The organism is Ferrovibrio sp. (assembly GCF_025869515.1).
Lineage (GTDB): Bacteria > Pseudomonadota > Alphaproteobacteria > Ferrovibrionales > Ferrovibrionaceae > Ferrovibrio.
Genome location: NZ_JAOZVR010000041.1, coordinates 17,964 through 43,057, shown reverse-complemented (window position 1 = coordinate 43,057; position 25,094 = coordinate 17,964). Strand labels below are relative to the sequence as shown.

Here is a 25,094-nt window from a genome sequence, read left to right as displayed (position 1 = left end):
GGCGGCCATGGATCCCCAGGTATTTACCAATATTGCCCGCGCCATCGCCGATGCCTCGCTGAACGGCCATTCCGAAGGCGAAATTCTCGGCGACTTCTGCGCCAACCTGAACAAGGCCGGCATTCCGGTGAAGCGCGCCCTGCTCGGCGCCGACACGCTGCATCCGGTGCTGGCCGGCCGCATCTTCGCCTGGCATGCCGACCAGGAGCAGGTGGCGCTGCATGAATTCGGCCGCTCCAAGACAGCGGAGGGCGAACGCAAATGGCGCGAAAGCCCGTTCTACCACCTGGAGGAAAACGGCGAGCCGCATCTGCGCTTCCGCATGGTCGGCCATAACGGCGACTACCCCTTCCCGGTGCTGACCGAACTGGCCGAGCAGGGTTATACCGACTACCTCGTCACCATGACCCGCTTCGGCGAGCGCGCCATCATCGGCCAGCTCGACTCGATCTATGCCTCCTGGACCACGGCGCATGACGAGGGCTTTAGCGAAAAGCAGCTTGAGACGCTGAATGCGCTGATCCCGTTTGCCGCCGCCGCCGTGCGCTCGGCCAGCGTGCGCCGGATCGCCGAGACGCTGGCGGAAACCTATCTCGGCCGCAACGCCGCGCAGCGCGTGCTCAGCGGCACCATCGGCCGCGGCGAGGCCGAGCGCATCACCGCGGCGCTGTGGTTCAGCGACCTGCGCGGCTTCACCCGCCTGGTCGATACCGTTTCGCCCGAACTGATCATGCCGCTGCTGAACGATTATGCCGGCGCCGCCGTCTCGGCCGTGCATGCCCATGGCGGCGAGGTGCTGAAATTCGTCGGCGACGGCGTGCTCGCCATCTTCCGCGACGACGGCAATCTGGAAAATGCCTGCATGCAGTCGCTGCGCGCGCTCAAAGCCTGCATGAAAGAGCTGCGCGAGGTGCGCAACCGCCGCGCCAATGCGGGTCTGCCGGTGACCGACATGTCCGTCGCGCTGCATGTCGGCGAGGTGCTGTATGGCAATTTCGGCGGCGAGGACCGGCTGGATTTCACCGTGGTCGGCCCCGCGGTGAACGAACTGTCGCGCATTTCCGGCCTCGCCCGCTCGGTCGACCAGCGCGCGATCTATTCCGCTGCTTTCAAGTCGGCCGCCGGCGGGCTCAAGGACCATGCCATCTCGCTCGGCCGCTTTGCATTGCGCGGCGTCGAGAATCCCTCCGAACTCTTCACGCTCGACCCGGCGCTCTTGCGCTGAGACCCCGGCGTTTCGCCTGCAATGAAAAGGGCCCGGTTTGCGACCGGGCCCTTTCCTGTTTCAGCCTGTGCTGGCGATTTATTCGCCCGCCGGATTGGGCTGCTCCTGGTGCGGCACCTGCCGCTTGGCGACACGGCCCTTCACGAAGGCGCGCAGCACCACGTAGAAGACCGGGGTGAGGAACAGGCCGACCAGCGTGACGCCGATCATGCCGGAGAACACCGCCGTGCCCAGCGCGCGGCGCATCTCCGCGCCGGCGCCGATCGAGGTGACCAGCGGCAGCACGCCGAGGATGAAGGCGAATGCCGTCATCAGGATCGGGCGCAGGCGCAGGCGGCAGGCCTCGATCACCGCATCGGCGGCCGATTTGCCTTCCGCTTCCAGCTGGCGGGCGAATTCCACGATCAGGATCGCGTTCTTCGCCGCCAGGCCGATCAGCACCACCAGGCCGATCTGCACCAGCACGTTGTTGTCGATGCCGGCGACCCAGACGCCGAACAGCGCGAACAGCACGCTCATCGGCACGATCAGCATGATCGCCAGCGGCAGCACCCAGCTTTCATACTGGGCCGCCAGCGCCAGGAAGACGAACACCACCGCCAGGATGAACACGTAGGTGGCGGTGTTGCCGGTCGAGCGTTCCTGCAGCGCGATCTCGGTCCATTCGAAACTCTGGCCCGGCTGCAGCACCTGGGCGGCGAGGCCTTCCATGATGCTGAGGGCCTGGCCGGTCGAGACGCCGGGCGGCGTGTTGCCCTGCAGCGGCACCGAGACATAGGTGTTGTAGCGCTGCAGCAGATCCGGACCCGAGGTTTCCTTGATCTCGACCAGGGTGCCGAGCGGAACGAGGTCGCCGGTGGCCGAACGCACCTTCAGACGCGAGATATCCTCCTTGTTGAGGCGGAACTGCGCATCGGCCTGGGCGCGCACCTGGAAGATGCGGCCGAAGGCGTTGAAGTCGTTCACATAGGCCGAACCGAGATTGACCTGCAGCGCCTCGAACACGTTGGACAGCGGCACGTTCAGCATCTGCGCCTTGGTGCGGTCGATGTTGAGGAACACCTGCGGCGAGGCGGCCGAGAAAGTGGTGAACACGCCGGTCACGCCCGGCGTCTGCGCCGCCATGCCCATCATCTGATAGGCGGCCGCGAGCAGCGGTCGCACATCGTCGCCGGTGCGGTTCTGCAGCTGCATCTTGAAGCCGCCGCCCGAACCGATGCCGGGCACCGCCGGCGGCGGCACCGCGATCACGAAGGCTTCCTCGATGCCCTGCAGCTTGCCGATCATCTGGCCGATGATCTTGTCGGCGGTCAGGCCGTTCGGCAGGCGCTCGTGGAAAGGCGTGAAGGGGGTGAACATCACCGAGGCGTTGGTGGCGTTGGTGAAGGTGGCGCCGTTGAAGCCGGGAATGGCGACGACATGGGCCACACCGGGCACGCTCTCGACCATCTTGGTGGCTTTCTGCGTCACCTCATCGGTACGGCTGAGCGATGCGCCGTCGGGCAGCTGGATCACGACGATGGCATAGCCGCGGTCGAGCGGCGGGATGAAGCCCGGCGGCACGGTGCGGAACATGAAGAAGGTCGCCGCCACCAGCAGGCCGTAGACGCCCAGCATCAGCACCCGGCGGGTGACGATCCTGCTCACGCTTTTGGCATAGCCGTTGCTCATGCTGTCGAAGCCGGAATTGAACTTGCCGGCAGCAAACTGCAGCCAGCGCAGCGGCGGGAATTTCGACTCATGGCCATGCTCGTGCCTGCGCAGCAGCACGGCGCCCAGGGCCGGCGACAGCGTCAGCGAGTTGAAGGCCGACAGGATCGTCGCCACCGAAATGGTCAGTGCGAACTGCTTGTAGAACTGGCCGGTGATGCCGGGGATGAAGGCGGTCGGGATGAACACCGCCGACAGCACCACGGCGATGGCGATCACCGCCGTGCCCACCTCGTCCATGGTTTCATGCGCGGCATCCCGGGGACTCATGCCGAGCGCGATGTTGCGTTCGATATTCTCGACCACCACGATGGCGTCGTCGACCACGATGCCGATGGCCAGCACAAGGCCGAACAGGCTGAGCACATTCAGCGTGAAGCCGAAGGCCAGCATGACGGCGAAGGTGCCGACCAGCGAAACCGGGATGGCCAGAATCGGGATCAGCGCGGCGCGCCAGTTCTGCAGGAAGATCAGCACCACCAGGGCGACCAGGATGATCGCCTCGATCAGCGTCTTGTACACCTCGTTCACCGACTCGGCGATGAATTCGGTCGGGTTGTAGATGATGGTGTATTCCAGCCCTTCCGGGAAATCCTTCTTCAGCTCGTCCATCCGCTTGATGACGGCTTCCGAGGTTTCCAGCGCGTTGGTGCCCGGGCGCTGGAACACGCCCATGGCAATCGCAGTCTGGCTGTCGAGATAGCTGCGGCTGTTATAGTCCTTGGCGCCCAGCTCGACGCGGGCGACATCCTCCAGCCGCACCAGGCGGCCGTCGGCGCTCGCCTTGACGATCACGTTGCGGAACTGGCGAATATCCTCGAAGCGGCCCTGCGTGGTGACGATCGCCTGCAGCGCGTTGCTGTCTGGCGACGGCTGCTGGCCGAGCGCGCCGCCGGAGACCTGCACGTTCTGCGCCTGCAGCGCGGCGACCACATCCGAGCCGGACAGGCCGAAAGACGACATGCGGTTGGGATCCAGCCAGATGCGGATGGCATATTCGCTGCCGCCAAAGATGGTGACGTTGCCCACGCCTTCCAGGCGCAGCAGCTGGTCGCGGATGCGCAGCTGCATGTAGTTGGCGATGTAGAGCTGGTCGTAGCGCTTATCGGGCGACAGCAGATGCACGACCATGAGGAAGTCGCCCGCCTGCTTGCGCGTGGTGATGCCCTGGCGGCGCACTTCTTCGGGCAGGCGCGGCTCGGCGATGGTGACGCGGTTCTGCACCTGCACCTGGGCGATATCGAGATCGGTGCCCGGCTTGAAGGTGACGGTCAGCTGCATCAGGCCGTCGGCGGTGGAATAGGACGACATGTAGAGCAGGTTTTCGATACCGGTGATTTCCTGCTCGATCGGCGTCGCCACCGTGCGCGCCAGCGTCTCGGCATCGGCGCCGGGATAGCTGGCGGTCACGTTGATCTGCGGCGGCGCGATTTCGGGATATTCCGAAACCGGCAGATTGAGGAAGGCGATCGCCCCGATGATCACCGTCACGATGGAGATCACGGCGGCAAAGATCGGCCGGTCGACAAAGAAATGTCCGAATTTCATGACGCCCTCGCGGCGAAAAAGACTCTGGCTATAATCTGTGGAATTACTTGGCCGGCGCCGGCTGCTGGGCGGCCTGGGGCTGCGGCAGCGCCATCAGGCCGGCCCAGACCTTGGGCAGTTCCACCGGCTGCGGCGTCACCTTGCCGCCGCCCAGACGCACGCGCTGCAGGCCGTTGATCACCACGGTCTCGTCGCCCTTCAGGCCTTCGCGGATGATGCGGTAGTTGTCGGTGCGCGATCCCACCCGCACCGGCCGCTGCTGCACCGCGCCGCCGTCGCCGACGACATAGACATAGCGCCGGTCCAGATCGGTCAGGATCGCTTCGTCGGGCAGCATCACCGCCTGGTATTCCGGGCTGCCCGGCACGGCGATGCGGCCGAACAGGCCCGGCGTCAGGAACTGGTCCTTGTTCTGGAAGACGGCGCGCAGACGCATGGTTCCTGTGGCGGAATCCAAACGATTGTCGGTGAAGTCGAGCACGCCCTGATGCACAAAGGTCTTCTCGTCGGTCAGCATCACCGAAACCTGCAGGCCGCGGCCGTTGCTGCCGCCGCTGCTGCTCTGGCCGCCCTGCTTGGCGATACGCTGGTAGGACAGATACGACCGCTCGTCGATGTCGAAATAGAAATGCACCGGATCGACCTGCACGACGGTGGTCAGCAGCGTCTCGTTCTCACGCACCAGGTTGCCTTCGGTCACCAGCTTGCGCGAGATGCGGCCGGCGATCGGTGCGCGCACTTCGGTAAAGCTGAGCTGCAGGCGAGTGGTCTCGGCGGCGGCCCGCGCACCGGCGATATTGGCCTGCGCGGCCAGGAAAGTCTGGCGGCGCTGGTCGAGTGTCGCCGCCGCCGCCGCGCCGGTCTGCGTCAGTTTCTGGTAGCGTTCGAATTCCAGCTTGGCGAGATCGAACTCGGTCTGGCGGCTGTTCAGCGTGGCCTGGGCTTGGTTGAAAGCGGCCTGGTAGGTGCGGCGGTCGATGGTGAACAGCAGGTCGCCCTGGTTCACCATGGCGCCGTCCTGGAAATGCACGGTGTCGAGATAACCGTTCACGCGGGCGCGGATTTCCACCGCACCGATGGCATCGAAGCGGCCGGTATATTCATCCATTTCGACGACGGCGCGGACCACCGGCTTGGCCACCGTCACCGGCGGCGGGCCGCCCTGGGCCAGGGCGGCCGGTGCCAGAAGGGCCTGTGCCAGCGAGCCGATACCAGTCAAAACGGCAATCGCCAGAGCGCCGTTGCGGAACTTACCGAAAGACATTGGGAGACCCCCACTTATTTTTTGCATGCGCGAAGAAGTATGCGGCTATCGCACAGCCGACAAGCCAATCCTGTGTGACATATGACACGAAAGACTGACGTAGCGGCACCTTAGCGATGTCGCCGGTGTGTGGACATCATCGGATGGTTTGGGCGTCTAATACCATCAGGTTAATTAGTACACAAAGGGAACGTTGTCGGCTGACAATGTCACTGCTGACAGCCGCTGTCAGGATCAGAAAGGCTTCAGGATCACCAGCAGCACGATGCCGATCATCAGCACGGTCGGGATTTCATTGACCATGCGGTAGAAGCGCTGGCTGCGTGTATTGCGATCCTCTTCAAAGGCCCGCTGCCAGCCCACCATATTGCCGTGGACCGCCTGCATGCCCAGCACCAGGGCGAACTTGGCCCAGAACCAGGGCTGGTCCCAGTGGTGGCCGAGCCAGACCATGGTGCCGCCGAAGATCCAGGCCGCGCCCATCGCCGGATTGATGATGGCTTTGAGCAGCCGGCGTTCCATCAGCTTGAAGGTTTCGGATTCCTTCGAGCCGGGTTCGGCGGCAGCGTGGTAAACGAACAGGCGCGGCAGATACAGCATCCCCGCCATCCAGGCGATGATCGAAATGATGTGCAGAGCTTTCAGCCATTCGTAAAGCATGTCGCTTCTTCCACGTTACTCGGTACAGGCGCAACGGCGCCAGGCCGTGCCGCAGGGCCGCGGGCCGAAGCCGCAATGCGGGATCGCATCGAACCGCGCGGCATGGATCATCTGTGCCAGCCCGGCAATGAATGCGGGCTGCGCGCCGACGGTCGGCACACGGCTGTAGCCTCTGGCACCGTTGTGGTGCGCCAGTTCGGCATATTCGATATCCAGTTCGACCAGCGTTTCGGAATGCTCCGACACGAAAGCCACCGGTACGACGACGATGGAGCAGCCATCCTTTGCTGCCTGGGTGATCTCGGCATCGGTGGCCGGCCCGATCCATTCCAGCGGACCGACCCGGCTCTGGAAACAGATGCGGCTGTCGAGATCGGGGCGGTTCAGCTGCTGCAGAATCGCGGCGACACTGCGTTCGACCTGCATCTGATAGGGATCGCCATCGGTGACGATCTTTTTCGGTAGGCCATGCGCTGAGAACAGGATTCGCACCGGGCCTTTGGTTTCCGCTTCCGGCAGGCGGTCGCGCAGCAGGGCGGCCTGCGCGGCGACGAACCCCGGTTCATCGGCATAGCAGCCGATCGCCGCTGTCGGCACGGCCAGGCCCGCCGCCTGTGCGGCGCGCTGCCAGTCGGTGAAGGAAGACGCCGTCGTGGTGGTGGAAAATTGCGGATAGAGCGGCAGCAGCACGACGCGCTCGGCGCCCCAGGCCTTCACCGCGCGTGCCGTCTCCTGCGCGAAGGGATGCCAGTAGCGCATGGCGATGAAGACGCGGTGATGATCGCCAAGTGCCGTCTGCAATGCGGCGGCCTGCGCCTCGGTCTGCGGCAGGATCGGCGAGCGCCCGCCCATCTTGCCATAGATTTCGGCCGCCACCGGCGCGCGCCGCGTGGAGATCAGTTTCGCCACCAGCCAGCGGAACGGATTGGGCAGCCGGATGATCGCCGGATCGTTGAACAGGTTGAACAGGAAAGGCTGCACCGCCTGCGGGCTGTCGGGGCCGCCGAGATTGAACAGGACAACTGCGGTTTTGGACGATGAGGCAGGCTGGGACATGGTCCTAGACTTAAAGGAGGGATGGGCACAGAGCAAAGTCCGGCAGGGGAACCCGGCCTGAATCCGGTGGTTTTTGTAACAAAGATACGCCGCAATCGTTGGAAAGGATCATAGCGCCCAAACCCGGGCCAATTTCAGGATGATATCCCCATGCCCACCACCTCTCCTTTCCGCGTCACCGCAACTGTCCTGGCGCTGGCAATCGCGGCCACTGGCCTGGCCGCGCCGCTGACGGCCTATGCCGATCCGCCTGGCGGCAAGAAGGAGGCAGGTCCGGGTCGCGGCAAGCCCGACAGGGGCCCCGGCGGCTCCGGCGGCGGCGTCTCGATCAATATCAGCTTCAACGACAATGACCGTATGGCGGTGCGCGAGTATTTCGGTGGCCCGCCCCCGGGCGGTCGCTGCCCGCCCGGCCTGGCCAAGAAGAACAACGGCTGCCTGCCGCCGGGTCAGGCGAAGAAATGGATGATGGGCCGGCCACTGCCGCACGACGTGATCTTTTACAGCCTGCCGCCCGAACTGATGATCCGCATGAGCACACCACCAGCCGGCCACAAATACGTGCGCGTGGCCGGCGATATCCTGATGATCGCGGCCGGCACCGGCATGGTCGCTGCCGCCATCGAGGATCTCGCGCGGATGTGATCCCGCATCACTGCGCGTCCTGCAGACGCTGTTCGATGTATTGTTTCAGCCGGTCAAACTGAGTGTGGCGGAAACAGGGATTGCGCACCAGTGCATGACTTGAGGTCGAACTGTCGCACGCCACCTGTTCGATCTTGTTGTCCGGCACCACAACCTGCGTCACGCCGGGGATGGCACTGAGAAACTTCAGGTGTTCCGGCGTTTCAAAGGCATCGTTCTCGATGGCGAAGACCATGGCATCGAGCCGCGTCGCCTTCTGAATTTCACCGGCATATTTTTCGTGCAGCCACTCCCACCCTGGCTTGCGGCCTTTGCGCTGACCGGCAAAGGCCGGCGCAAAGGCAATCACGCTGTTGGCAAGCTCGGGATTGCGCGCCTTCAGCATCAGCGATGCCCAGCCGCCGGCTGAATGACCGACCAGGAAAATCTGTTTCGCCGGCACGCCGGCCGCAATGAAGCTTCTGGCCCGTGCCTCGATATCATTGGCACGCAGCATCACCTTCGGATCGCCACTGTGGTCGTTCATATTGTAATAGCCGCGCCGGGTCGGTGTGCAATATCCATCAACGACGATCTTCAGATCGCCAACCGCCTGCCCATAGAGGTCATGCACGATGGCCGGCACGCCGTAGGCGGCGTTGTATTTCTGCATTTCGCAGGGGTCGTTGACGAACTCCTGCCCGGAGCCATGACTGAACAGCAGAAGAATGGTTTTGCCCGGATTGTCCAGCGGCGGCAATTCGCTCTGGCCGTAATGGGCCGGCAGCACCTGGGCCGCAGCCCATGGCGTCATCGCGCCAGATGCCAGACATAGAATCGCAAGAACAATCCACACTGACCAGCGTCGCATGACTTCCCCCCGCAATCTGCCCCCTTAGGCTTCCGTTGCCGTACCCTTCACCAGTCTGACCAGTTCCTCGACATGGCCGACCGGCGTTTCCGGCACGATGCCATGGCCGAGGTTGAAGATGTGGTTGCGGCCCTGGAAGGTGGCGAGCAGGCGATGCACGGCTTCGGCCATGGCCGAACCGCCGACCACCAGGAGGCGCGGATCGAGATTGCCCTGCACCACGGTCTTGTTCCAGAGATGATCGCGTGTCCAGCCCAGCGGCATGGTGTAATCCAGCCCCAGCGCATCGGCCCCGGTGGCCTGGGCATAGCCTTCGTACAGGGCACCGGCGCCGCGCGGGAAGGCGATCACCGGCAGCGCGGGATATTTCTCCTTCAGCGCAGCAATGATCCGACGCACCGGTTCGATGCAGAATTTGCGGAATTCCTGTTCCGGCAGCACACCGGCCCAGGTATCGAACAGCTGCACCACCTCGGCGCCGGCCTGCACCTGGCGGTCCAGATAGGCCACCGTGGCCTCGATCAGGATTTCCATCAGCGTCTGCAGGCCGAGCGGATTGCCGAAGGCCCAGGTCTTGGCGGCGGCAAACTCCTTCGATCCCTTGCCTTCCAGCATATAGGTCGCAACCGTCCAGGGCGCCCCGGCAAAGCCGATCAGGGTGCAGTCAGGGGGCAGCGCCGCCTTGATGCGCCCGACCGCCTCGTAGACCGGTCCCAGCGTCTTGTGGATGCCACCGGGGTTCAGGCGAGCCAGTTCACCCGAGGTGCGGATTGCATCCAGCACCGGCCCTTCGTTTTCCCTGAAGGCCAGATGCTGGCCCAGCGCCTGCGGGATCAGCAAGATGTCGGCGAACAGGATGGCGGCATCGAAGCCAAACCGCCGGATCGGCTGCAGGGTGACTTCGGCGGCCAGTTCCGGATTGTAGCAAAGCTCGAGGAAACTGCCGGCCTGGGCGCGGGTCTGGCGATATTCCGGCAGGTAACGGCCGGCCTGGCGCATCAGCCACAGCGGCGGGCGATGGCTCGGCAGGCCAGCCAGCGTACGCAACAGGGGTTTGGTCGGCTGGATGGCTTTTTGCCCCATGCTCGGGGCCGCAGGAACAGGGCTCATGCCTTATTCCTCTTCTATTTTAATTTAAATTAAAAGAGATAGTGGAGGCAGTAGTGCGGTGAGAGTCGGGGATAATCGGTCATCCGGCGGCAATCCCGGATTCTATCCAAATTCCCGGATCGAGCAGCGGATTCCGCCTGTCCGGGGATAAGCGCGTCAAAACCCGCACAGAATGGCGCCGGATCCCAATATGGAATTATGGGGATAACGGGGATGGGTAAGCATTGTGACGGAATTGCAGTTCCTCCCCACTTTCCACAGGGGCGTCACAAAATCGATCCAGCGGTGACAGGCCGGTTGCATGGAATCCTGCTTCCGGGCATGAAATTGAACCGATTGGGGAAAACCCCTGCCTTATGCCCTTTATCCCCATGATTCGACCTGCGAAAGACTGATGCCGAAAACCGCCCGGCCGCATATTCACCTGGTTTCCGACGCCACCGGCGAAACGCTCAAATCGGTGGCGAAGGCGGCGTTGGTGCAGTTCCAGAAGTCCCAGGAAGAGGTCGAAACCCACACCTGGGCACTGGTGCGCAAGCCGCTGCAGATGGAACGCGTGGTGGAAGCCATCGCCGCCATGGGCGGACTGGTGCTGTTCACCATCGTCGACCAGGAGCTGCGCGAAATCCTGATCAAGGGTTGCGCCAAGGCGAAACTGCCGATCGTGCCGGTGCTCGATCCGGTGATCATGGCCTTTGGCAAGTATCTCGGCGAAAAGGCGGTCAACCTGCCGGGCCGCCAGCATGAAATGGATGCGGAATATTTCCATCGCATCGATGCGATGCATTTCACCATCGCCCATGACGACGGCCAGCATCTGGAGGATATCGACAAGGCCGATATCGTGCTGGTCGGCGTGTCGCGTACCTCCAAGACCCCGACCTCGATCTATCTGGCAAACCGCGGCTTCAAGACCGCCAATGTGCCGATCGTGCCTGGCCTGGTCATTCCGAATGAGGTCGAGCTGCTGAAAAATCCCCTGGTGGTCGGCCTGACCACCTCGCCCGACCGCCTGGTCTCGATCCGCCGCAGCCGGCTGATCTCGATGAACCAGACAACCGAGACGGCCTATGTGGACGACGAACGCGTGCGCGAGGAACTCAGCATCGCGCGCAAGCTCTGCACCAAGCATAACTGGCCGGTGATCGACGTCACCCGCCGCTCGATCGAGGAAACCGCCGCGGCGATCCTCAACCTGCATACGCGTCGCGAGGAACAGCGCCGGCAGCAGGATCTCGATCTTGAAGGATCCGCCCAGTGAAGATTGATACCGTGAGATCGATATCGTGAGTCTGATTCTTGCGTCTGCCAGTGCGTCGCGTGCGGCCATGCTGCGCGCCGCCGGTCTCGATTTCGATATCGTGCCGGTGCGGGTCGATGAAGAGGAAATCAAGCTGGCGCTGAAGGCGGACGGCGCCGGCGTGCGCGATGCCGCCACGGCGCTGGCCGAGCTGAAGGCGCATCGCGTCAGCCATGGTGCCACGCAGGATTTCGTCATCGCCGCCGATTCCATGCTCGACTGCGGCGGCCGCTGGTATGACAAGCCCGCCGACATGGAGGCGGCGCGCCAACAGCTGCAGTCCCTGCGCGGCAAGACGCATGATCTGGTCAGCGCCGTGGTGCTGGCGCGCGGTGGCAGCGTGATCTGGCGTCATGTCGAAAGTGCGAAGCTGACCATGCGCGATTTCTCCGATGGCTTCCTCGATGCCTACCTGGCCCAGGCCGGCGACGCCGTGCTGCACAGTGTCGGCTGTTACCAGCTCGAAGGCCTCGGCGTGCAGCTGTTCAGCCGCATCCAGGGTGACTTCTTCTCCATTCTCGGCCTGCCGCTGCTGCCACTGCTCGCCATCCTGCGCGAGAACAAGGTGCTCCGTTCATGAGTATGGGCGCATGACGGCCTTCGATACCGGAGACGACATCATTCCGCGCGCCGGCGTGATCGGCTGGCCGGTCGATCATTCGCGCTCGCCGAAGCTGCACGGCTTCTGGCTGCAGCAGCACGGCCTGACCGGCCGCTACGACAGACTGCCGGTGCCACCCGAGAATCTGGCGGCCTTTATGGCCGCCCTGCCCAGGGAGCCGGGCTTCCGCGGCGTGAACGTCACGATTCCGCACAAGGTCGCGGTACTGCCGTATCTGGCGCAGATCGATCCGGTGGCCCGGCGCATCGGCGCGGTGAACACGATTGTTGTGCAGCCCGATGGCAGCCTGTTCGGCAGCAATACCGATGCCTTCGGTTTTTTCGAAAGCCTGAGGGCCGCTGCCGGTGAAAACGAAAACATGGCAGGCTGGCAGGTCGCGGCCGCACCGGCCGTCGTGCTGGGCGCCGGCGGGGCTGCCCGGGCCATTATCGTTGCCCTGCTCGATGCCGGCGTCTCCGAGCTGCGTCTGGTCAATCGCAGTTTCGACAAGGCTGAATCGCTGGCGGCGGAATTCGGCCCGGCCATTACCGCGCTCGACTGGGAAGAACGGGCTGCCGCGCTTGGCGGCGCCGGCCTGCTGGTCAATACCACCAGCCTCGGGATGACCGGCCAGCCGGCGCTGGACCTGCCGCTCGACGACCTGCCGCGCGCCGCGCTGGTCAGCGACATCGTCTATACCCCGCTGGAAACCGACCTGCTGGCCCGGGCCCGGGCGCGCGGCAACCCGGCGGTGGATGGCCTGGGCATGCTGCTGCACCAGGGCCGGCCGGGCTTTCAGGCCTGGTTCGGCGTGGCGCCGGCGGTGACGCCGCAACTGCGGGCCGCAGTGCTGGCATGAGGCGCGCATGCTGAAAATCGGCCTCACCGGCTCCATCGGCATGGGCAAGACCACGGTGGCGAAGATGTTCGCGGCCCGCGGTATCCCGGTCTTCGATGCCGATGCCGCCGTCCACACGCTTTATGAACGCGGCGGCGCGGCCGTCGACCCGGTCGGGGAGGCCTTCCCAGGCAGCCTGCATGATGGTGCGGTCGACCGCGCCGCGCTGTCGCGGCTGGTGGTCGGCAAGCCGGCCGAGATCAAACGGCTGGAGGCCATCGTGCATCCGCTGGTGGCCGGCCTGCGCGAAGCCTTCCTGCGCGCGGCCGAACAGCGCGGCGAGCCGATGGTGGTGCTGGAAATCCAGATGCTGCTGGAAGGCAGCAGCGCCAGGAACCTGGATGTCATCGTGGTGGTGAGCGCGCCGGAGGCGATGCAGCGCGACCGCGCGCTGGCGCGGCCCGGCATGTCGGCGGAAAAACTTGCCGGCATATTGTCCAACCAGATGCCCGATGCTGAAAAACGCGCGCGGGCGGATTATGTCATCGATACCGGCGTCAGTCTGGCCGAGACCGAAAAACAGGTCGAGGCACTGATCGCCACATTGCGGCACAAGGCAGGAAACAGCTGATGCGCGAGATCGTGCTCGATACCGAAACCACCGGCTTCAAGGCCAATGAGGGCGACCGGCTGGTCGAAATCGGCTGTATCGAACTGGTCAACCACATCCCGACCGGCCAGCATTACCACGTCTACATCAATCCCGAGCGGTCGATGCCGGAAGACGCCTTCAAGGTGCACGGCCTGTCCGATGAATTCCTCAAGGACAAGCCGCTCTTCTCCGCTGTCGCCGCGGAATTCTGCGCCTTCATCGGCGAGGATCCGCTGGTGATCCATAACGCGGCCTTCGACCTCAGCTTCCTGAATGCCGAACTGGCGCGGCTCAACGGCTTCCCGCATATCGCCATGGAACGCGCCATCGATACGGTGCGGCTGGCACGCCAGAAATTCCCCGGCGCCCAGGTCAGCCTCGATGCACTGTGCAAACGCTTCAGCATCGACAATTCGGCGCGCATCAAGCACGGCGCCCTGCTCGATGCCGAACTGCTCGCCGAGGTCTATCTGGAACTGATCGGCGGCCGGCAGCAGGGCCTCGGCCTTGCCGGCAGCGAGGCGGGCGAGAGTTTGATGGCGACACTGCAGCAGCGCGGCCCGGCCCGGCCGCCGCGGCCGCACGCCGCCAGCGCCGAGGAGCTGGCGGCCCATGCCGCGTTTGTCGGCAAACTGAAGGACGCGATCTGGCTCAAAGTGGAGTGAAGCCGGCGACACCGGGACAGGTAATTTTCCGGTAACCTTATCACAACCCAATATCGCCGCGGCGGCCGGCCAAACTAATCTGCAAGTCCAGACAACCCGGTCAAAAGCCAGCCCGAGCCGCCCAGCGATGCGTCGCGTCATCATCCTTTGCATCGTCTATCTCGGCGCGATTTTTATGCCGCTGGCCGGACTGAACCACTATGTCCATACGTCGCTGCGCGACGCCGCGATCATGGAAGAGACCGGCGACCTGGAGCGGCAGGGCGAAATCCGCGCCCAGGAAATCGAGAATGCCCTGCAAAGCGCGGGCTTCGTGCTCGAGAAGATCGAGCTGCTGTGGCAGTTCGATGGCCATGATCCGGCCATGATGCACAACCATCTTGCGCAGCTCGAAAAACAGCTTGCCTATGCGCGCGCGCTCGGTGTGGTCGATGCCAGGGGCGAAGGCCTGTTTTCCTCGCGGTCGCATCCGATCCGGCCCTACAACGCCGCCGCCACCGAATCCTTCGCCAGACTGCGCGGCAGCACGGCGGGCGGATTCCTGTTCACCGGCCCGAGCAAAAACAGCGTCGACGGAGACTGGCAGCTGAATCTCAGCATGGCGGTGCGCGACAATGAGGGAAACTTCAAGGGCGTCATCGGCGCCATTATCGACCCTCATGCCTATGCGCGTGCGTTTGAGACTGCGGTTGCGGAAGGCGATTACGTCACTTTGCTGAATCGGGATTTCGTGATGATCGCGCGCTCGCCCTGGCGCGAAAACGAGATCGGCAAATCGCAGGCACTCGTGATCGCTTATCAAGGGTTTGCTGCCAGCGGACAAAACGCCCATAGCGGCGTTTATACCAATCCTTTTACCGGCGAGCAGCGCATTGTCGCGGTGCGGCGGCTGTTCAACGATCAACTGGTGCTGTCGACATCGCGTTCGCTGGCGACCGGCATCGCCAACTGGCAATCGCTCGCGACCATCATCAGCGTGATCTCGCTGCTGGTCATGATCGGCGGTCTTATCGCGCTTGTCCTCGGCCTGCACATGCTGGCGGACCGCGAGGGCAAGGCGCGCACGCTGGCCGCGCTCAACAGCGATCTGCAGGATCAGACCGCGCGCGCCGAACGGCTGGCCACAGTGAAAAGCGAATTCCTTGCCACCATGAGCCATGAAATCCGCACGCCGATGAACGGCGTGCTGGGCATGGCCCAGGCGCTGGAAGGGCTGCCGCTGGAAGCCACGGCGCGCGACTATGTCGGCGTGATCCGTGAATCGGCGGAAAGCCTGCTCACGATCATCAACGACATTCTCGATTATTCCCGGCTTGAAGCGGGCAAGCTGAAAGTCGCGCCGAGTGCGATCCGCCTGCCGGTGCTGATGGATACCATGTCCTCGCTGTTCTCATCCGCCTGCGCCCAGAAGAAACTGGCTTTCCGCATCGAGATCGATCCGGCCGCCCCGGCAAGCATCGAAAGCGATCCGATGCGCCTGCGGCAGATCCTGGTCAACCTGATCGGCAATGCGGTGAAGTTCACGTCTGCCGGCCAGATCATTCTGCGTGCCCGGCCGGTGCGACTGCCCGGCGATGTTGCAGGCATTCGTTTCGAGGTCGAGGATACCGGTTCCGGCATTTCGCCGGCGGTCCAGGCCACCATTTTCGAACGCTTTGCCCAGGCGGATGCCTCCACCTCGCGGCGTTTCGGCGGCACCGGCCTCGGCCTGGCGATCTGCCGCCGGCTGTCTCACCTGCTCGGCGGCGAGATCGGCTGCCAGAGCCAGCTGGGCCGCGGTGCGCTGTTCTGGATCGAGATTCCGGCCGAGCTGCCGGACGACGACGACGAGACCCTATCGGCGGCAATGCCGTATCCTGGCTCGGCCGGACCGCCGCGCGTGCTCTGCGTCGACGACAATCACGTCAATCGCCGTATCGTGGAAACCCTGCTGACGCCGTTCTGTAAAGCCCTGGTGCTGGTCGATAGCGGTATGGCGGCGATACGGGCGGCCGAGACACAGGTTTTCGATATCGTGCTGCTCGATATCCACATGCCGGAAATGGACGGTATCGAAACGCATCACCGGCTGCGCAGTCTGCCGCATGGCCGCAAGCAGCGTATCATTGCGCTCACCGCCGATGTCGTGCCGGAAGCCGTGGCGCGCTATGAAATCGCCGGTTTCGACGCCATCGTTGCCAAACCGGTCGAATTGGAGAAACTGCTGCGCGCCATCGGCGTGCAGCCAGCGGCGGTCGCTTAAGGGTCCTCCAGATCGCTGAAACAGAAGACCATGTCGACGGTCTCGCCATCGGGCGACAGCGGCATCAGCAGCGAGCTGTTCGCCCGCAGTGAGGACGCCCGCAGCGAGCTGCCATCCGGCAGGGCACCGACCACGGGATTGTAGGTGTAAACCGGCGTCCGCTTCTCGATGACAATGCGGTAGTTCAGCATCACATCGTCGCCGGCGACACCCAGATGGGAGCCCATGTAATTGCCCTGCACCGGCTGGCCGGTCGGGTCGCGACCGCGCAGCGCCACCTGGGCGGTACCGACCAGGCGATAACGCAGCCAGGGCGGCTGGCGCAGAACCTCGGTGAGCAGGATGCCGGGCAGCAGATCGCTGGGAATATCCAGCGGATCGATGTCGTGCCGGCCGGGCATCGGCTTGCCGCCGCGCCGGCTGTCCCAGTATTCCCAGAAGCGCCGGATTTTGGGCGAGCAGCGATCGAGAAACGCAGTGCCGATCAGGCGCGGATACGCCGAATTGCGGATCTCGTCGTCCAGCGACATGATTACCCGACCTTCCCCCTGTTTTTTTTGCCGTCGCCCCAGGCGATGATCAGCTTGGTGGCAGCCACCGGGGATGGCAAGGAAAACCGGCTGTGTTACCCGGCTGTATTACGCGGTGCCGGCCTGCGCTTCGGTCTGCTTGCTGCGCTGATACTGCTGCACGAAATCGATCGGATCCAGCATCAGCGGCGGCATGCCGCCGTCGCGGGTTGCATCGGCGACGATGCGGCGGGCAAACGGAAACAGCAGGCGCGGGGCCTCGACCAGCAGCAGCGGCTCGACATGCTCGGCCGGAATGTTCGACAGCGTGAACAGACCGGCATAATGCAGGTCGACCACGAAGGCGACTTCCTCGCCATGCTTGGCTTCGCACAGGATGCGCAGTGTCACCTCGAACAGGCTGTCGTTGACGCGCTCGGCGGCGGTGCCGACATTGACCGAAATCTGCGGCGCAGCCTGGATGCTGAAGGTGCGCGGCGCCATCGGATGCTCGAAAGACAGATCCTTGGTATATTGCGCATTCAGGCCGAAATGCGGCGCACTGTTGGGGTCGAAACCCGGCGGCGGATTGGCGGTATCGGTCATGGCCGGCTCTGTCTTTCCGTCTTATTCCAGACTGTCTGTCGCGTGAGGGCGGGCTGTCCCTAGCATGCTTTGGCGGATATCGACAAGACGGTGACCCGGGCACCCCTGCAGTTTACGGCGCAGAATACACCCCGGTTGCGCTTGTCTTGCCATGATTTACTCTTATTTCCCCGGCATAGGGCGGCTTCCGGGGCGGCATGGCTGGACCGCCCTCTGCGGTAGGGGTAAAATTCGCGAAAAGAAGGTATCAGGCATCCGATGGGCGATGGTTTCCAGTTTCTAGACATTCTTCTGCTCGGCGCCATCGCCGGCTTCATAGCGCTGCGCCTGCGTGCCGTGCTGGGCCAGCGCACCGGCCATGAGCAGAAACGCCGCCGGCCGCCCTATGCCGAGAAAGAGGACGCGGCAGGCCCTGACGATGCCGCCGACGATAATGTGGTCGCCCTGCCGCCGCGCCCCGCGCCGGTTGATGCAGCGCAGGAGGCCGTCCTGGCGCCGCTGCGCGCGGTCGAACCCAATTTCGACGCCGCCGAATTCCTTGGCGGCGCCAAGGCCGCCTATGAAATGGTGGTGACCGCCTTTGCCGCCGGCGACAAGGAGGCCCTGCGACCGCTGTTGTCGCGCGATGTCTTCAGCGATTTCGCCGGTGCCATCGACGAGCGCGCCAAGCGCAATGAAACCATGGAGACCACCTTCGTGGGTCTGCGTGGCGCCACGATCATCGAGACCCAGGTGAACAACCGCATTGCCGAAGTGACGGTGAAGTTCGAGTCCGAGCTGATCAGCGTCACCAAGGATGCCCAGGGCCATGTGATCAGCGGCCATGCCAACAGCGTCGAGCAGGTCACCGATATCTGGACCTTCGCCCGTGACACCCGCTCGCGCGATCCGAACTGGACGCTGATCGCCACCTCTGCGCCGAACTGAGGCGCGGACCGGTGGTTCGTCTGGGGCGGCGCAGTCTCGCACTCCTCGTTCTGTTGGCCGCCGCCGCCTGCGCTCCCAAGCCGCCGCCCGCGCCGCCGGCCATCGCCTTCCAGCCCGCCCGCTTTGCCGACCTGCCCGGTTACAGCGCCGACCGCGTGACAGAAGCACTGCCGGCGTTGAACCGCAGCTGCGCGCGCATGATGCCGCGCAACGACCGCGGCCTCGACAGTCACGACCGCTACGGCACCGGGAATGACTGGAAGCCGTTCTGCACGGCACTGGCGGCCTTGCCGCCGGGCGATGACAGCGCCCTGCGCCGCCTGGTCGAAAGCGAATTGCAGCCGGTCGCGGTGATTGGCGACGGCAAAGCCGAAGGGCTTTTCACGGGCTATTACGAACCGCTGGTGCGCGGCAGCCGCCAGAAACAGGGCCGCTACACCGTGCCGCTGTATCGCCAGCCGCCAGATCTGGTGCAGGTCGATCTCGGCGAATTCCGCGACAGTCTGAAAGGCCAGCGCATTGCCGGCCGGGTGCGCGACGGCCGCCTGCGGCCCTACGAGGATCGCGGCGCCATCGAGGCCGGAGCGCTCGCCAACAGGAATCTGGAGCTGGTCTGGCTCGACGATGCGTCCGATGCCTTTTTCCTGCAGGTGCAGGGCTCTGGCCTGGTGCAGCTCGACAGCGGCGCGAAAACCCGGGTCGGCTTTGCGGCGCAGAACGGCCATCCCTATGTGGCGATCGGCCGGGTGATGATCGATCGCGGCACGCTGAGCCGCGAGGACGTCTCGATGCAGGCGATCCGCGCCTGGCTGCGCGCCAACCCGGATGCGGCGCCCGATCTGCTGCGGCAGAATCCGTCCTACGTGTTTTTCCGCGAACTGCCGGCGCCGAAAGACGATCTCGATGGTCCGCCCGGCGCCCAGGGCGTGGCCCTGGTGCCCGGCCGCAGCCTGGCGGTGGACCGCAGCCATTTCGCGCTGGGCCTGCCGGTCTGGCTCGATGCCCAGCAGCCGGCGCTGCCCACGGGCGATAAGCCGCTGCAGCGACTGATGGTGGCGCAGGATACCGGCGGCGCCATTCGCGGCGCGGTGCGCGGTGATGTGTTCTGGGGTGCCGGGGTGCAGGCCGAAAGCGTGGCCGGCCGCATGAAGCATCCGGGCCGTTTCTGGCTGCTGCTGCCGAAAACTGTGGCGGCGAAGCTCGCCGCTGTTTCGTAATCGCACTCAGTCCAGGCCGATAAAGGCGCCGGCGCCGAAAATCGTGTCGATGGTTTTGCCATCGGCCGCCAGCGGCGCATGCAGGCCCTCGTAATGCAGCCATTCCTTGTTGCGGATCCAGCTGACCTGGCCGCGGTTGACGATCGGCATGCGCCGCCGCACCACGGCGCCGTAAAGCCGGTTGAATTCGGCGGCGACGGTGGGCGGAAACACGTCATCGATCACCCTGCCGACCAGGCCCAGGCCATAGACCTCGACATGCCGGTCGCCCAGCAGGCGGACGCGGAAGCGCAGCCGGTCAGGTACGGTGCCGGGAAGGACGTCAATCAGGTAGATATGCGGCAGCAGGCCGCGCAGTTCGAGCGGATCGAGAGCGGCCCGTCCGGGCAGGCTTCCGTCGCCGCCAAGCTTGGACTGCCAGTAGCGTAGCAGGTCCTGCAGCACCGGAGCCTGCGGCATCGGTGCGTCGGCTGCGCCGGTGCCATTGAATCGCAAGGTTGCCGCATCCAGCGGCGTGGCGTGCTCGATCATCGCCCCAATCTGGGTCCGGCCCCGCGGGGGAACAAGTGATTTTCCGGATATGTCACTGTAATCAATGGTTTCTCAATGGTTTAGGCGCTGCTGCGGATTCCGTTGCCGCGCCTGGCATGCCATAATAGACCGCATCATCTTTTTGCCGGATCTGCCATGTCTGCTGCCCCGCCTGCCAATCCCGTCATCATCCGCGCCTCGGAAGAGCGCGACATTGCCGCCCTCGTCGCCATCTACGGCCATCATGTGAAACATGGCTTCGGCAGTTTCGAGGAGGTGCCGCCCGATGCGACCGAGATCGGCCGCCGGCGCGGCGAAATCCTGACCAAAGGCTTTCCCTATCTGGTGGCCGAGCTGGATGGCCGCGTGATGGGCTATGCCTATGCCAGCGCCTACCGGCCGCGTGTCGCCTACCGCTTCTCGGTCGAGGATTCCATTTATGTGTCGCCCGATGCGCCGCGCCGCGGCATCGGGCGCGCGCTGCTCGAAAGCCTGATCGCGCATTGCAGCGGCCAGGGCTATCGCCAGATGGTGGCGGTGATCGGCGATACGCAGAATCTCGGCTCGATCGGTCTGCATGCCGCGCTTGGCTTCCGCGTCGTCGGCACGCTGCCGTCCATCGGCTTCAAGCATGGCCGCTGGGTCGACAGCGTGTTCATGCAGCGCCCGCTCGGTCCGGGCGACAGCAGCCTGCCGAACCAGCAGAGCCGGCCGGACAAATAGTCCGGCTCAGTATTCCGGATAGCCGCGGCGCTGGTCGGCCCGGGTCAGGCCGACATCGCGCAACAGCGCTTCATCCAGGTCGCGCAGGTCGGCCAGGCTGCGTGCATAGGCTGCCCGGACTTTATGGGCCTGCCACAGACCGGTGATCAAACGGCAAAGAAAATGCGCGCTGCCGAGCGCCATCCGCGCCGGCAGGGATAAACGGTCCACCACGAGAAACCTCGCTAAACAGAGCTGCTTTCGGGCGGATTGTACGGATATGAGCTTGCCGGACCAGCCGCTTTCTGCTCACCTGTCTGTCAGGAAAACTCACAGATGCGCCCGCTCCCTCCACTCAATGCTCTGCGCGCCTTCGAGGCCACCGTCCGCCTCGGCAGCCTGACCAGGGCGGCCGAGGAGCTTGGCGTCACCCATGGTGCGATCAGCCGGCATATCCAGACGCTGGAGGGTTTTCTCGGCATCAAGCTGTTCCAGCCCTCGGGTCGCGGCCGGGTACCGACGCCGCGTGCCGCCACCTATTTCGCCGATGTGCATGCCTCGCTCGATCGCCTCGCCGGCGCCACCGAGCGCATGCGCGAACCGGCGGCGATGCGGGTGCTGCGCGTCTCCACCCTGGCCACCTTTGCCATGCGCTGGCTGATCCCGCGGCTGTCGGCGTTCCAGCTGGCGCATCCGCAGGTGGAGGTGCGGTTGATGACCTCGGCCAATCCATCCGAGCAGGTCGATGGTGAATTCGACGTGGTGATCCGCCGGCACCAGATGCACCGGCCGGGCTTTGCCTGCCAGCAGTTCCTGATCGAACGCAACCTGCCGGTGGCGGCGCCGGCCCTGCTGCAGAAGCATCCGATCACCGCGCCGCGCGATCTGCTCACCGCGCCGCTGCTGCACTGCGATTCCAAACCCTTCGCCTGGAACGAATGGTTCAGTGCTGCCGGCATCAGGCGCAGCCAGGTGCCTACGGCCGGCCCGCGCTTCGAGAATTACTATTTCACGCTGGAAGCGGCGGCGCGCGGCCTGGGCTTTGCCGTCGGCGCGCTGCCGCTGATCGACGATGACCTGAAGGCCGGCCGGCTGGTGGCGCCGCTCGCAGGGCCGATTGCCCTGTCAGACGGTTATCACGTGCTCTATCCGGCCAACCGCAGCAAGGGCAGCGTGATGCAGTTCGTCGCATGGCTGCTGGAACAGGGGGCGCAGGAGGCGGCGCCGGCCTGATTGAGAATAGTTCTCACATTGAAATTACTGTATAATTTGTCTAGCTTGTCAGGCAGGTTTAGCCCCGGCCCGATATGACCGTCTTATCTGACATCCGCCTGCCTGCCTCGCGCGCCGAGACTGTCGCCGACGCCCTGCTGCAGCCGATCCTGGCCGGCGCCTGGCGGCCGCATGACCGGCTGCCCTCGGAACACGCACTGGCCGAAACTCATGGCGTCAGCCGCGCCGTGGTGCGCGAAGCCATCGCCCGGCTGAAATCCGACGGCTATGTCGAGACGCGCCAGGGCAAGGGTGCCTTCGTCGCCGCCGCGCCCGGCGGCAATGCCTTCCGTCTCGATATGGCGGCCGATGACGACCATCTGCTGGAGCTGCGCATGCTGATCGAGGCGGACTGCGCAGCGCTCGCCGCTGAACGCCATACCGAGCGCGACCTGCACAATCTGCGTGCGGCCCAGGCGGCAATGCGCGATGCGGTGGCGGCCGGCGGCCTGGGCCTGGCCGAAGACATCCGCTTCCATGATGTGCTGGCCGAGGCCGCACATAATCCGGCCTTGCGCCGCTTTGCCGCTTTCGTCGGCCGCCATGCGCGCGAGGCGATGCAGCTCGCCCGGCTGTCGCAGTTGCGCGAACAGAACCGTCTGGCCGAAATCGAGGCCGAGCATGGCGCCATCATCGCGGCTGTTGCGTCGCGTGATCCCGCCGCCGCCCGCACGGCCGTGCAGAACCATATTGCCAGCGGCCTGCGCCGCCATGGCCTGTAGTTATCGCCCCGGAGACCAGCATGTCGTCCATTGATTCCAAACCTCGCGTCGCCCTCTTCGTCACCTGTCTGGTCGACCTGTTCCGGCCCAGTGTCGGCTTCGCCACCCTCAAGCTGCTGGAAGACGCCGGCTGCGTCGTCAGCGTGCCCGAGGCGCAGGTCTGCTGCGGCCAGCCGGCCTATAATTCTGGCGATCGCAAGGATACGGTGGCGATTGCCAGGCAGGTGATCGAGGCGTTTGAGGATTACGATTACGTGGTGGCGCCGAGCGGGTCCTGCGGCGGCATGATCAAGGATCACTATCCGGCGCTGTTCGCCGCCGAACCCGACTGGCAGCGCCGCGCCGAGGACCTGTCAGCGCGCATGTTCGAACTCACCAGTTTCCTGGTCGATGTGCTGAAAGCCGATCCGGTGGCGGCGAAACTGGAGGCGAAGGTTACCTATCACGATTCCTGCTCCGGCCTGCGCGAACTCGGCGTGAAGGCGCAGCCGCGCGCCCTGCTCGGCAGCGTGGAGGGTGTCGAGCTGGTGGAAATGCAGACGCCGGAAACCTGCTGCGGCTTCGGCGGCACCTTCTGCGTCAAATACGGCGAAGTCTCCACCGACATCGTCACCCGCAAGACCGCAGATATTGCAGGTACCGGGGCCGATATGCTCTTGGCCGGCGACATGGGCTGCCTGCTCAACATGGCCGGCAGGCTGAAACGCGAGGGCAGCAGCATTCAGGTGCGCCATGTCGCCGAAGTGCTGGCTGGCATGACCGACATGCCCGCCATCGGCGAAAGCAAGTGAGGGCCGCACCATGAGCATGGAAGTCACGGCCCAGAATTTCGAAGCCAATGCCGCCAAGGCCTTGCGTGACCCCAACCTGCGCAAGGCGATGGGCATCATCAGCGGGCCGATGGCGAGCCGCCGCGTCGAAACCGCCCGCGAGCTGCCCGAATTCGAGGCTTTGCGCGACGAAGGCGTGAAGATCAAGAATCACGTGCTGCAGCATATCGATCTCTATCTGGAGAAATTCGAGCAGCAGCTGACCGCGCGTGGCGGCAAGCTGCACTGGTGCCGCACGCCGCGCGAGGCGCGCGAAACCGTGCTGGCGCTGTGCCGCTCGCGCGATGCCAAGATCGTCACCAAGGGCAAGTCGATGGTGACCGAGGAAATCGGCCTGAACGATTTCCTGCTCGAACACGGCATCACGCCGGTGGAAACCGATCTCGGCGAATACATCATCCAGCTGGCGCATGAACCGCCCAGCCACATCATCGGCCCGGCCCTGCACAAGACGCGCGAGCAGATCGCCGACCTGTTCGAGGAACATCATCCGGACTATGAGCTGAACGGCAAAAAAGCCGGCACGCGCTCGACCGAGCCGCAGGTGCTGGTCACCGAAGCGCGCAGTGTGTTGCGCGACACCTATTTCAGGGCCGATGTCGGCATCACCGGCGCCAATTTCCTGATCGCCGAAACCGGCGCCACCGTGATCGTCACCAACGAGGGCAACGGCGACCTGACGCAATCGCTGCCGAAAATGCATATCGCGGTCTCCAGCATCGAGAAGGTGATTCCCACTCTGGAAGACCTGTCCACCATCCTGCGCGTGCTGGCGCGCTCGGCCACCGGCCAGGAGATGAGCTGCTACACCACGCTCAGCTGCGGCCCGAAACGGGCCGAGGATATCGACGGCCCGGAAGAATTCCATGTCGTGCTGGTCGATAATGGGCGCAGCGAAATGCTCGGTACGGCGCTTCAACCTTTGCTGCGTTGCATCCGCTGCGGTGCCTGCATGAACAACTGCCCGGTCTATCATTCGGTCGGCGGCCATGCCTATGGCTGGGTCTATCCCGGCCCGATCGGCGCGGCCCTCGATCCGCATATGATCGGGCTGGAGACGGCGCGGCATCTGCCCAATGCCTCCACCTTCTGCGGCAAATGCGAGGAAGTCTGCCCGATGCGCATTCCGCTGCCCGATATCATGCGGCACTGGCGCGAACTGGCACATGAGCAGCAGATCACGCCGCCGCTGCAGCGCTGGGGCATCGAGGCCTGGGCCTTTGCGGCGAAACATCCCTGGCTCTACCGGCTCGGCGCGCGCGTGGCCATCGCCGCGCTGAAGCTGCTGGGCAAGGACAAGGGCCGCATTGCCAGCCTGCCGCTGGCCTCGGGCTGGACCGACGGGCGCGACTTCCCGGCGCCGCAATCGGCGGACACCTTCATGAGCCAGTACAAGAAACGGAGCCACTGAG

General features: G+C 64.5%; 25 protein-coding genes. 15 read left to right on the top strand and 10 right to left on the bottom strand.

The genetic code is table 11. The annotated features are described in order from the left end of the window. The first annotated feature begins 7 nt into the window (after positions 1 to 7). The gene (locus OJJ21_RS05810) at positions 8 to 1,225 is read left to right on the top strand and encodes an adenylate/guanylate cyclase domain-containing protein (protein WP_297684070.1); all 1,218 of its coding nucleotides are present in this window, start codon (positions 8 to 10) and stop codon (positions 1,223 to 1,225) included. Between the two features lie 78 nt (positions 1,226 to 1,303). Here the strand turns inward: OJJ21_RS05810 and OJJ21_RS05805 are convergent, their stop codons facing one another. The 4 genes from OJJ21_RS05805 to hemH form a co-directional block, all read right to left on the bottom strand. Further along, positions 1,304 to 4,483: a multidrug efflux RND transporter permease subunit gene (locus OJJ21_RS05805; RefSeq protein WP_297684068.1), complete on the bottom strand. Its 3,180-nt coding sequence runs from the start codon at positions 4,481 to 4,483 to the stop codon at positions 1,304 to 1,306. 43 nt (positions 4,484 to 4,526) lie between these two features. Then, positions 4,527 to 5,747, bottom strand: a complete 1,221-nt coding sequence (locus tag OJJ21_RS05800; protein WP_297684066.1) for an efflux RND transporter periplasmic adaptor subunit — start codon at positions 5,745 to 5,747, stop codon at positions 4,527 to 4,529. Between the two features lie 234 nt (positions 5,748 to 5,981). Continuing rightward, positions 5,982 to 6,407, bottom strand: a complete 426-nt coding sequence (gene hemJ, locus OJJ21_RS05795; RefSeq protein WP_297684064.1) for a protoporphyrinogen oxidase HemJ — start codon at positions 6,405 to 6,407, stop codon at positions 5,982 to 5,984. A gap of 15 nt (positions 6,408 to 6,422) precedes the next feature. Next, entirely contained in the window at positions 6,423 to 7,463 is a 1,041-nt protein-coding gene (gene hemH / locus OJJ21_RS05790; RefSeq protein ID WP_297684062.1) for a ferrochelatase, read from the bottom strand. Between the two features lie 150 nt (positions 7,464 to 7,613). Here hemH and OJJ21_RS05785 point away from each other — a divergent pair, with 150 nt between their 5' ends. Further along, complete coding sequence (locus OJJ21_RS05785; protein ID WP_297684060.1) at positions 7,614 to 8,108, top strand: hypothetical protein; 495 nt, start codon at positions 7,614 to 7,616, stop codon at positions 8,106 to 8,108. A 7-nt stretch (positions 8,109 to 8,115) separates the two neighbouring features. Here the strand turns inward: OJJ21_RS05785 and OJJ21_RS05780 are convergent, their stop codons facing one another. Next, positions 8,116 to 8,901 carry an alpha/beta hydrolase gene (locus tag OJJ21_RS05780; protein WP_297684058.1) on the bottom strand — a complete coding sequence of 262 codons (786 nt, stop codon included), beginning with the start codon at positions 8,899 to 8,901 and terminating at the stop codon, positions 8,116 to 8,118. An 81-nt stretch (positions 8,902 to 8,982) separates the two neighbouring features. After that, positions 8,983 to 10,068, bottom strand: a complete 1,086-nt coding sequence (gene hemE / locus OJJ21_RS05775; protein WP_297684056.1) for a uroporphyrinogen decarboxylase — start codon at positions 10,066 to 10,068, stop codon at positions 8,983 to 8,985. 394 nt (positions 10,069 to 10,462) lie between these two features. Between hemE and OJJ21_RS05770 the strand changes: the two genes are divergently transcribed. The 6 genes from OJJ21_RS05770 (at position 10,463) to OJJ21_RS05745 (ending at position 16,366) form a co-directional block, all read left to right on the top strand. After that, on the top strand, positions 10,463 to 11,329 hold the full coding sequence (locus tag OJJ21_RS05770; protein WP_297684054.1) for a pyruvate, water dikinase regulatory protein: 867 nt from the start codon (positions 10,463 to 10,465) through the stop codon (positions 11,327 to 11,329). 25 nt (positions 11,330 to 11,354) lie between these two features. Next, on the top strand, positions 11,355 to 11,948 hold the full coding sequence (locus OJJ21_RS05765; RefSeq protein ID WP_297684052.1) for a Maf family protein: 594 nt from the start codon (positions 11,355 to 11,357) through the stop codon (positions 11,946 to 11,948). A gap of 10 nt (positions 11,949 to 11,958) precedes the next feature. Beyond that, positions 11,959 to 12,828: a shikimate dehydrogenase gene (locus tag OJJ21_RS05760; protein ID WP_297684050.1), complete on the top strand. Its 870-nt coding sequence runs from the start codon at positions 11,959 to 11,961 to the stop codon at positions 12,826 to 12,828. A 7-nt stretch (positions 12,829 to 12,835) separates the two neighbouring features. After that, positions 12,836 to 13,438: a dephospho-CoA kinase gene (gene coaE / locus OJJ21_RS05755; protein ID WP_297684048.1), complete on the top strand. Its 603-nt coding sequence runs from the start codon at positions 12,836 to 12,838 to the stop codon at positions 13,436 to 13,438. Continuing rightward, positions 13,438 to 14,124 carry a DNA polymerase III subunit epsilon gene (dnaQ, locus tag OJJ21_RS05750; RefSeq protein ID WP_297684046.1) on the top strand — a complete coding sequence of 229 codons (687 nt, stop codon included), beginning with the start codon at positions 13,438 to 13,440 and terminating at the stop codon, positions 14,122 to 14,124. The genes coaE and dnaQ overlap by 1 nt, the downstream gene beginning before the upstream one ends. Before the next feature lie 127 nt (positions 14,125 to 14,251). Then, entirely contained in the window at positions 14,252 to 16,366 is a 2,115-nt protein-coding gene (locus OJJ21_RS05745; RefSeq protein WP_297684044.1) for a hybrid sensor histidine kinase/response regulator, read from the top strand. Here the strand turns inward: OJJ21_RS05745 and OJJ21_RS05740 are convergent. Both OJJ21_RS05740 and secB read right to left on the bottom strand, forming a co-directional pair. Continuing rightward, positions 16,363 to 16,896: a PAS domain-containing protein gene (locus OJJ21_RS05740; protein WP_297684042.1), complete on the bottom strand. Its 534-nt coding sequence runs from the start codon at positions 16,894 to 16,896 to the stop codon at positions 16,363 to 16,365. The genes OJJ21_RS05745 and OJJ21_RS05740 overlap by 4 nt on opposite strands. 108 nt (positions 16,897 to 17,004) lie before the next feature. Continuing rightward, positions 17,005 to 17,481, bottom strand: coding sequence for a protein-export chaperone SecB (gene secB, locus OJJ21_RS05735; RefSeq protein ID WP_297684040.1), 477 nt, complete (start codon positions 17,479 to 17,481; stop codon positions 17,005 to 17,007). 258 nt (positions 17,482 to 17,739) lie between these two features. Between secB and OJJ21_RS05730 the strand changes: the two genes are divergently transcribed. After that, positions 17,740 to 18,408 carry a Tim44/TimA family putative adaptor protein gene (locus tag OJJ21_RS05730; RefSeq protein WP_297684038.1) on the top strand — a complete coding sequence of 223 codons (669 nt, stop codon included), beginning with the start codon at positions 17,740 to 17,742 and terminating at the stop codon, positions 18,406 to 18,408. Positions 18,409 to 18,419: 11 nt separating this feature from the next. Continuing rightward, positions 18,420 to 19,625 (top strand): MltA domain-containing protein, encoded by a 1,206-nt coding sequence (locus tag OJJ21_RS05725; protein WP_297684036.1) that lies wholly within the window; start codon positions 18,420 to 18,422, stop codon positions 19,623 to 19,625. Positions 19,626 to 19,631: 6 nt separating this feature from the next. Here OJJ21_RS05725 and OJJ21_RS05720 read toward each other — a convergent pair whose 3' ends face one another. After that, positions 19,632 to 20,156, bottom strand: coding sequence for a PAS domain-containing protein (locus OJJ21_RS05720; protein ID WP_297684034.1), 525 nt, complete (start codon positions 20,154 to 20,156; stop codon positions 19,632 to 19,634). Between the two features lie 156 nt (positions 20,157 to 20,312). Here OJJ21_RS05720 and OJJ21_RS05715 point away from each other — a divergent pair, with 156 nt between their 5' ends. Continuing rightward, positions 20,313 to 20,879: a GNAT family N-acetyltransferase gene (locus tag OJJ21_RS05715; protein ID WP_297684032.1), complete on the top strand. Its 567-nt coding sequence runs from the start codon at positions 20,313 to 20,315 to the stop codon at positions 20,877 to 20,879. 6 nt (positions 20,880 to 20,885) lie between these two features. Here the strand turns inward: OJJ21_RS05715 and OJJ21_RS05710 are convergent, their stop codons facing one another. Further along, the gene (locus tag OJJ21_RS05710; protein WP_297684030.1) at positions 20,886 to 21,089 is read right to left on the bottom strand and encodes a DUF1127 domain-containing protein; all 204 of its coding nucleotides are present in this window, start codon (positions 21,087 to 21,089) and stop codon (positions 20,886 to 20,888) included. Positions 21,090 to 21,194: 105 nt separating this feature from the next. Here OJJ21_RS05710 and OJJ21_RS05705 point away from each other — a divergent pair, with 105 nt between their 5' ends. From OJJ21_RS05705 to OJJ21_RS05690, 4 genes are all read left to right on the top strand, one after another. Next, the gene (locus tag OJJ21_RS05705; RefSeq protein WP_297684028.1) at positions 21,195 to 22,091 is read left to right on the top strand and encodes a LysR substrate-binding domain-containing protein; all 897 of its coding nucleotides are present in this window, start codon (positions 21,195 to 21,197) and stop codon (positions 22,089 to 22,091) included. 74 nt (positions 22,092 to 22,165) lie between these two features. Continuing rightward, on the top strand, positions 22,166 to 22,852 hold the full coding sequence (locus OJJ21_RS05700) for a FadR/GntR family transcriptional regulator (RefSeq protein WP_297684026.1): 687 nt from the start codon (positions 22,166 to 22,168) through the stop codon (positions 22,850 to 22,852). Positions 22,853 to 22,872: 20 nt separating this feature from the next. Then, positions 22,873 to 23,643 carry a (Fe-S)-binding protein gene (locus tag OJJ21_RS05695; RefSeq protein WP_297684024.1) on the top strand — a complete coding sequence of 257 codons (771 nt, stop codon included), beginning with the start codon at positions 22,873 to 22,875 and terminating at the stop codon, positions 23,641 to 23,643. 10 nt (positions 23,644 to 23,653) lie between these two features. After that, entirely contained in the window at positions 23,654 to 25,093 is a 1,440-nt protein-coding gene (locus OJJ21_RS05690) for a LutB/LldF family L-lactate oxidation iron-sulfur protein (protein WP_366092459.1), read from the top strand. Position 25,094 lies beyond the last annotated feature (1 nt).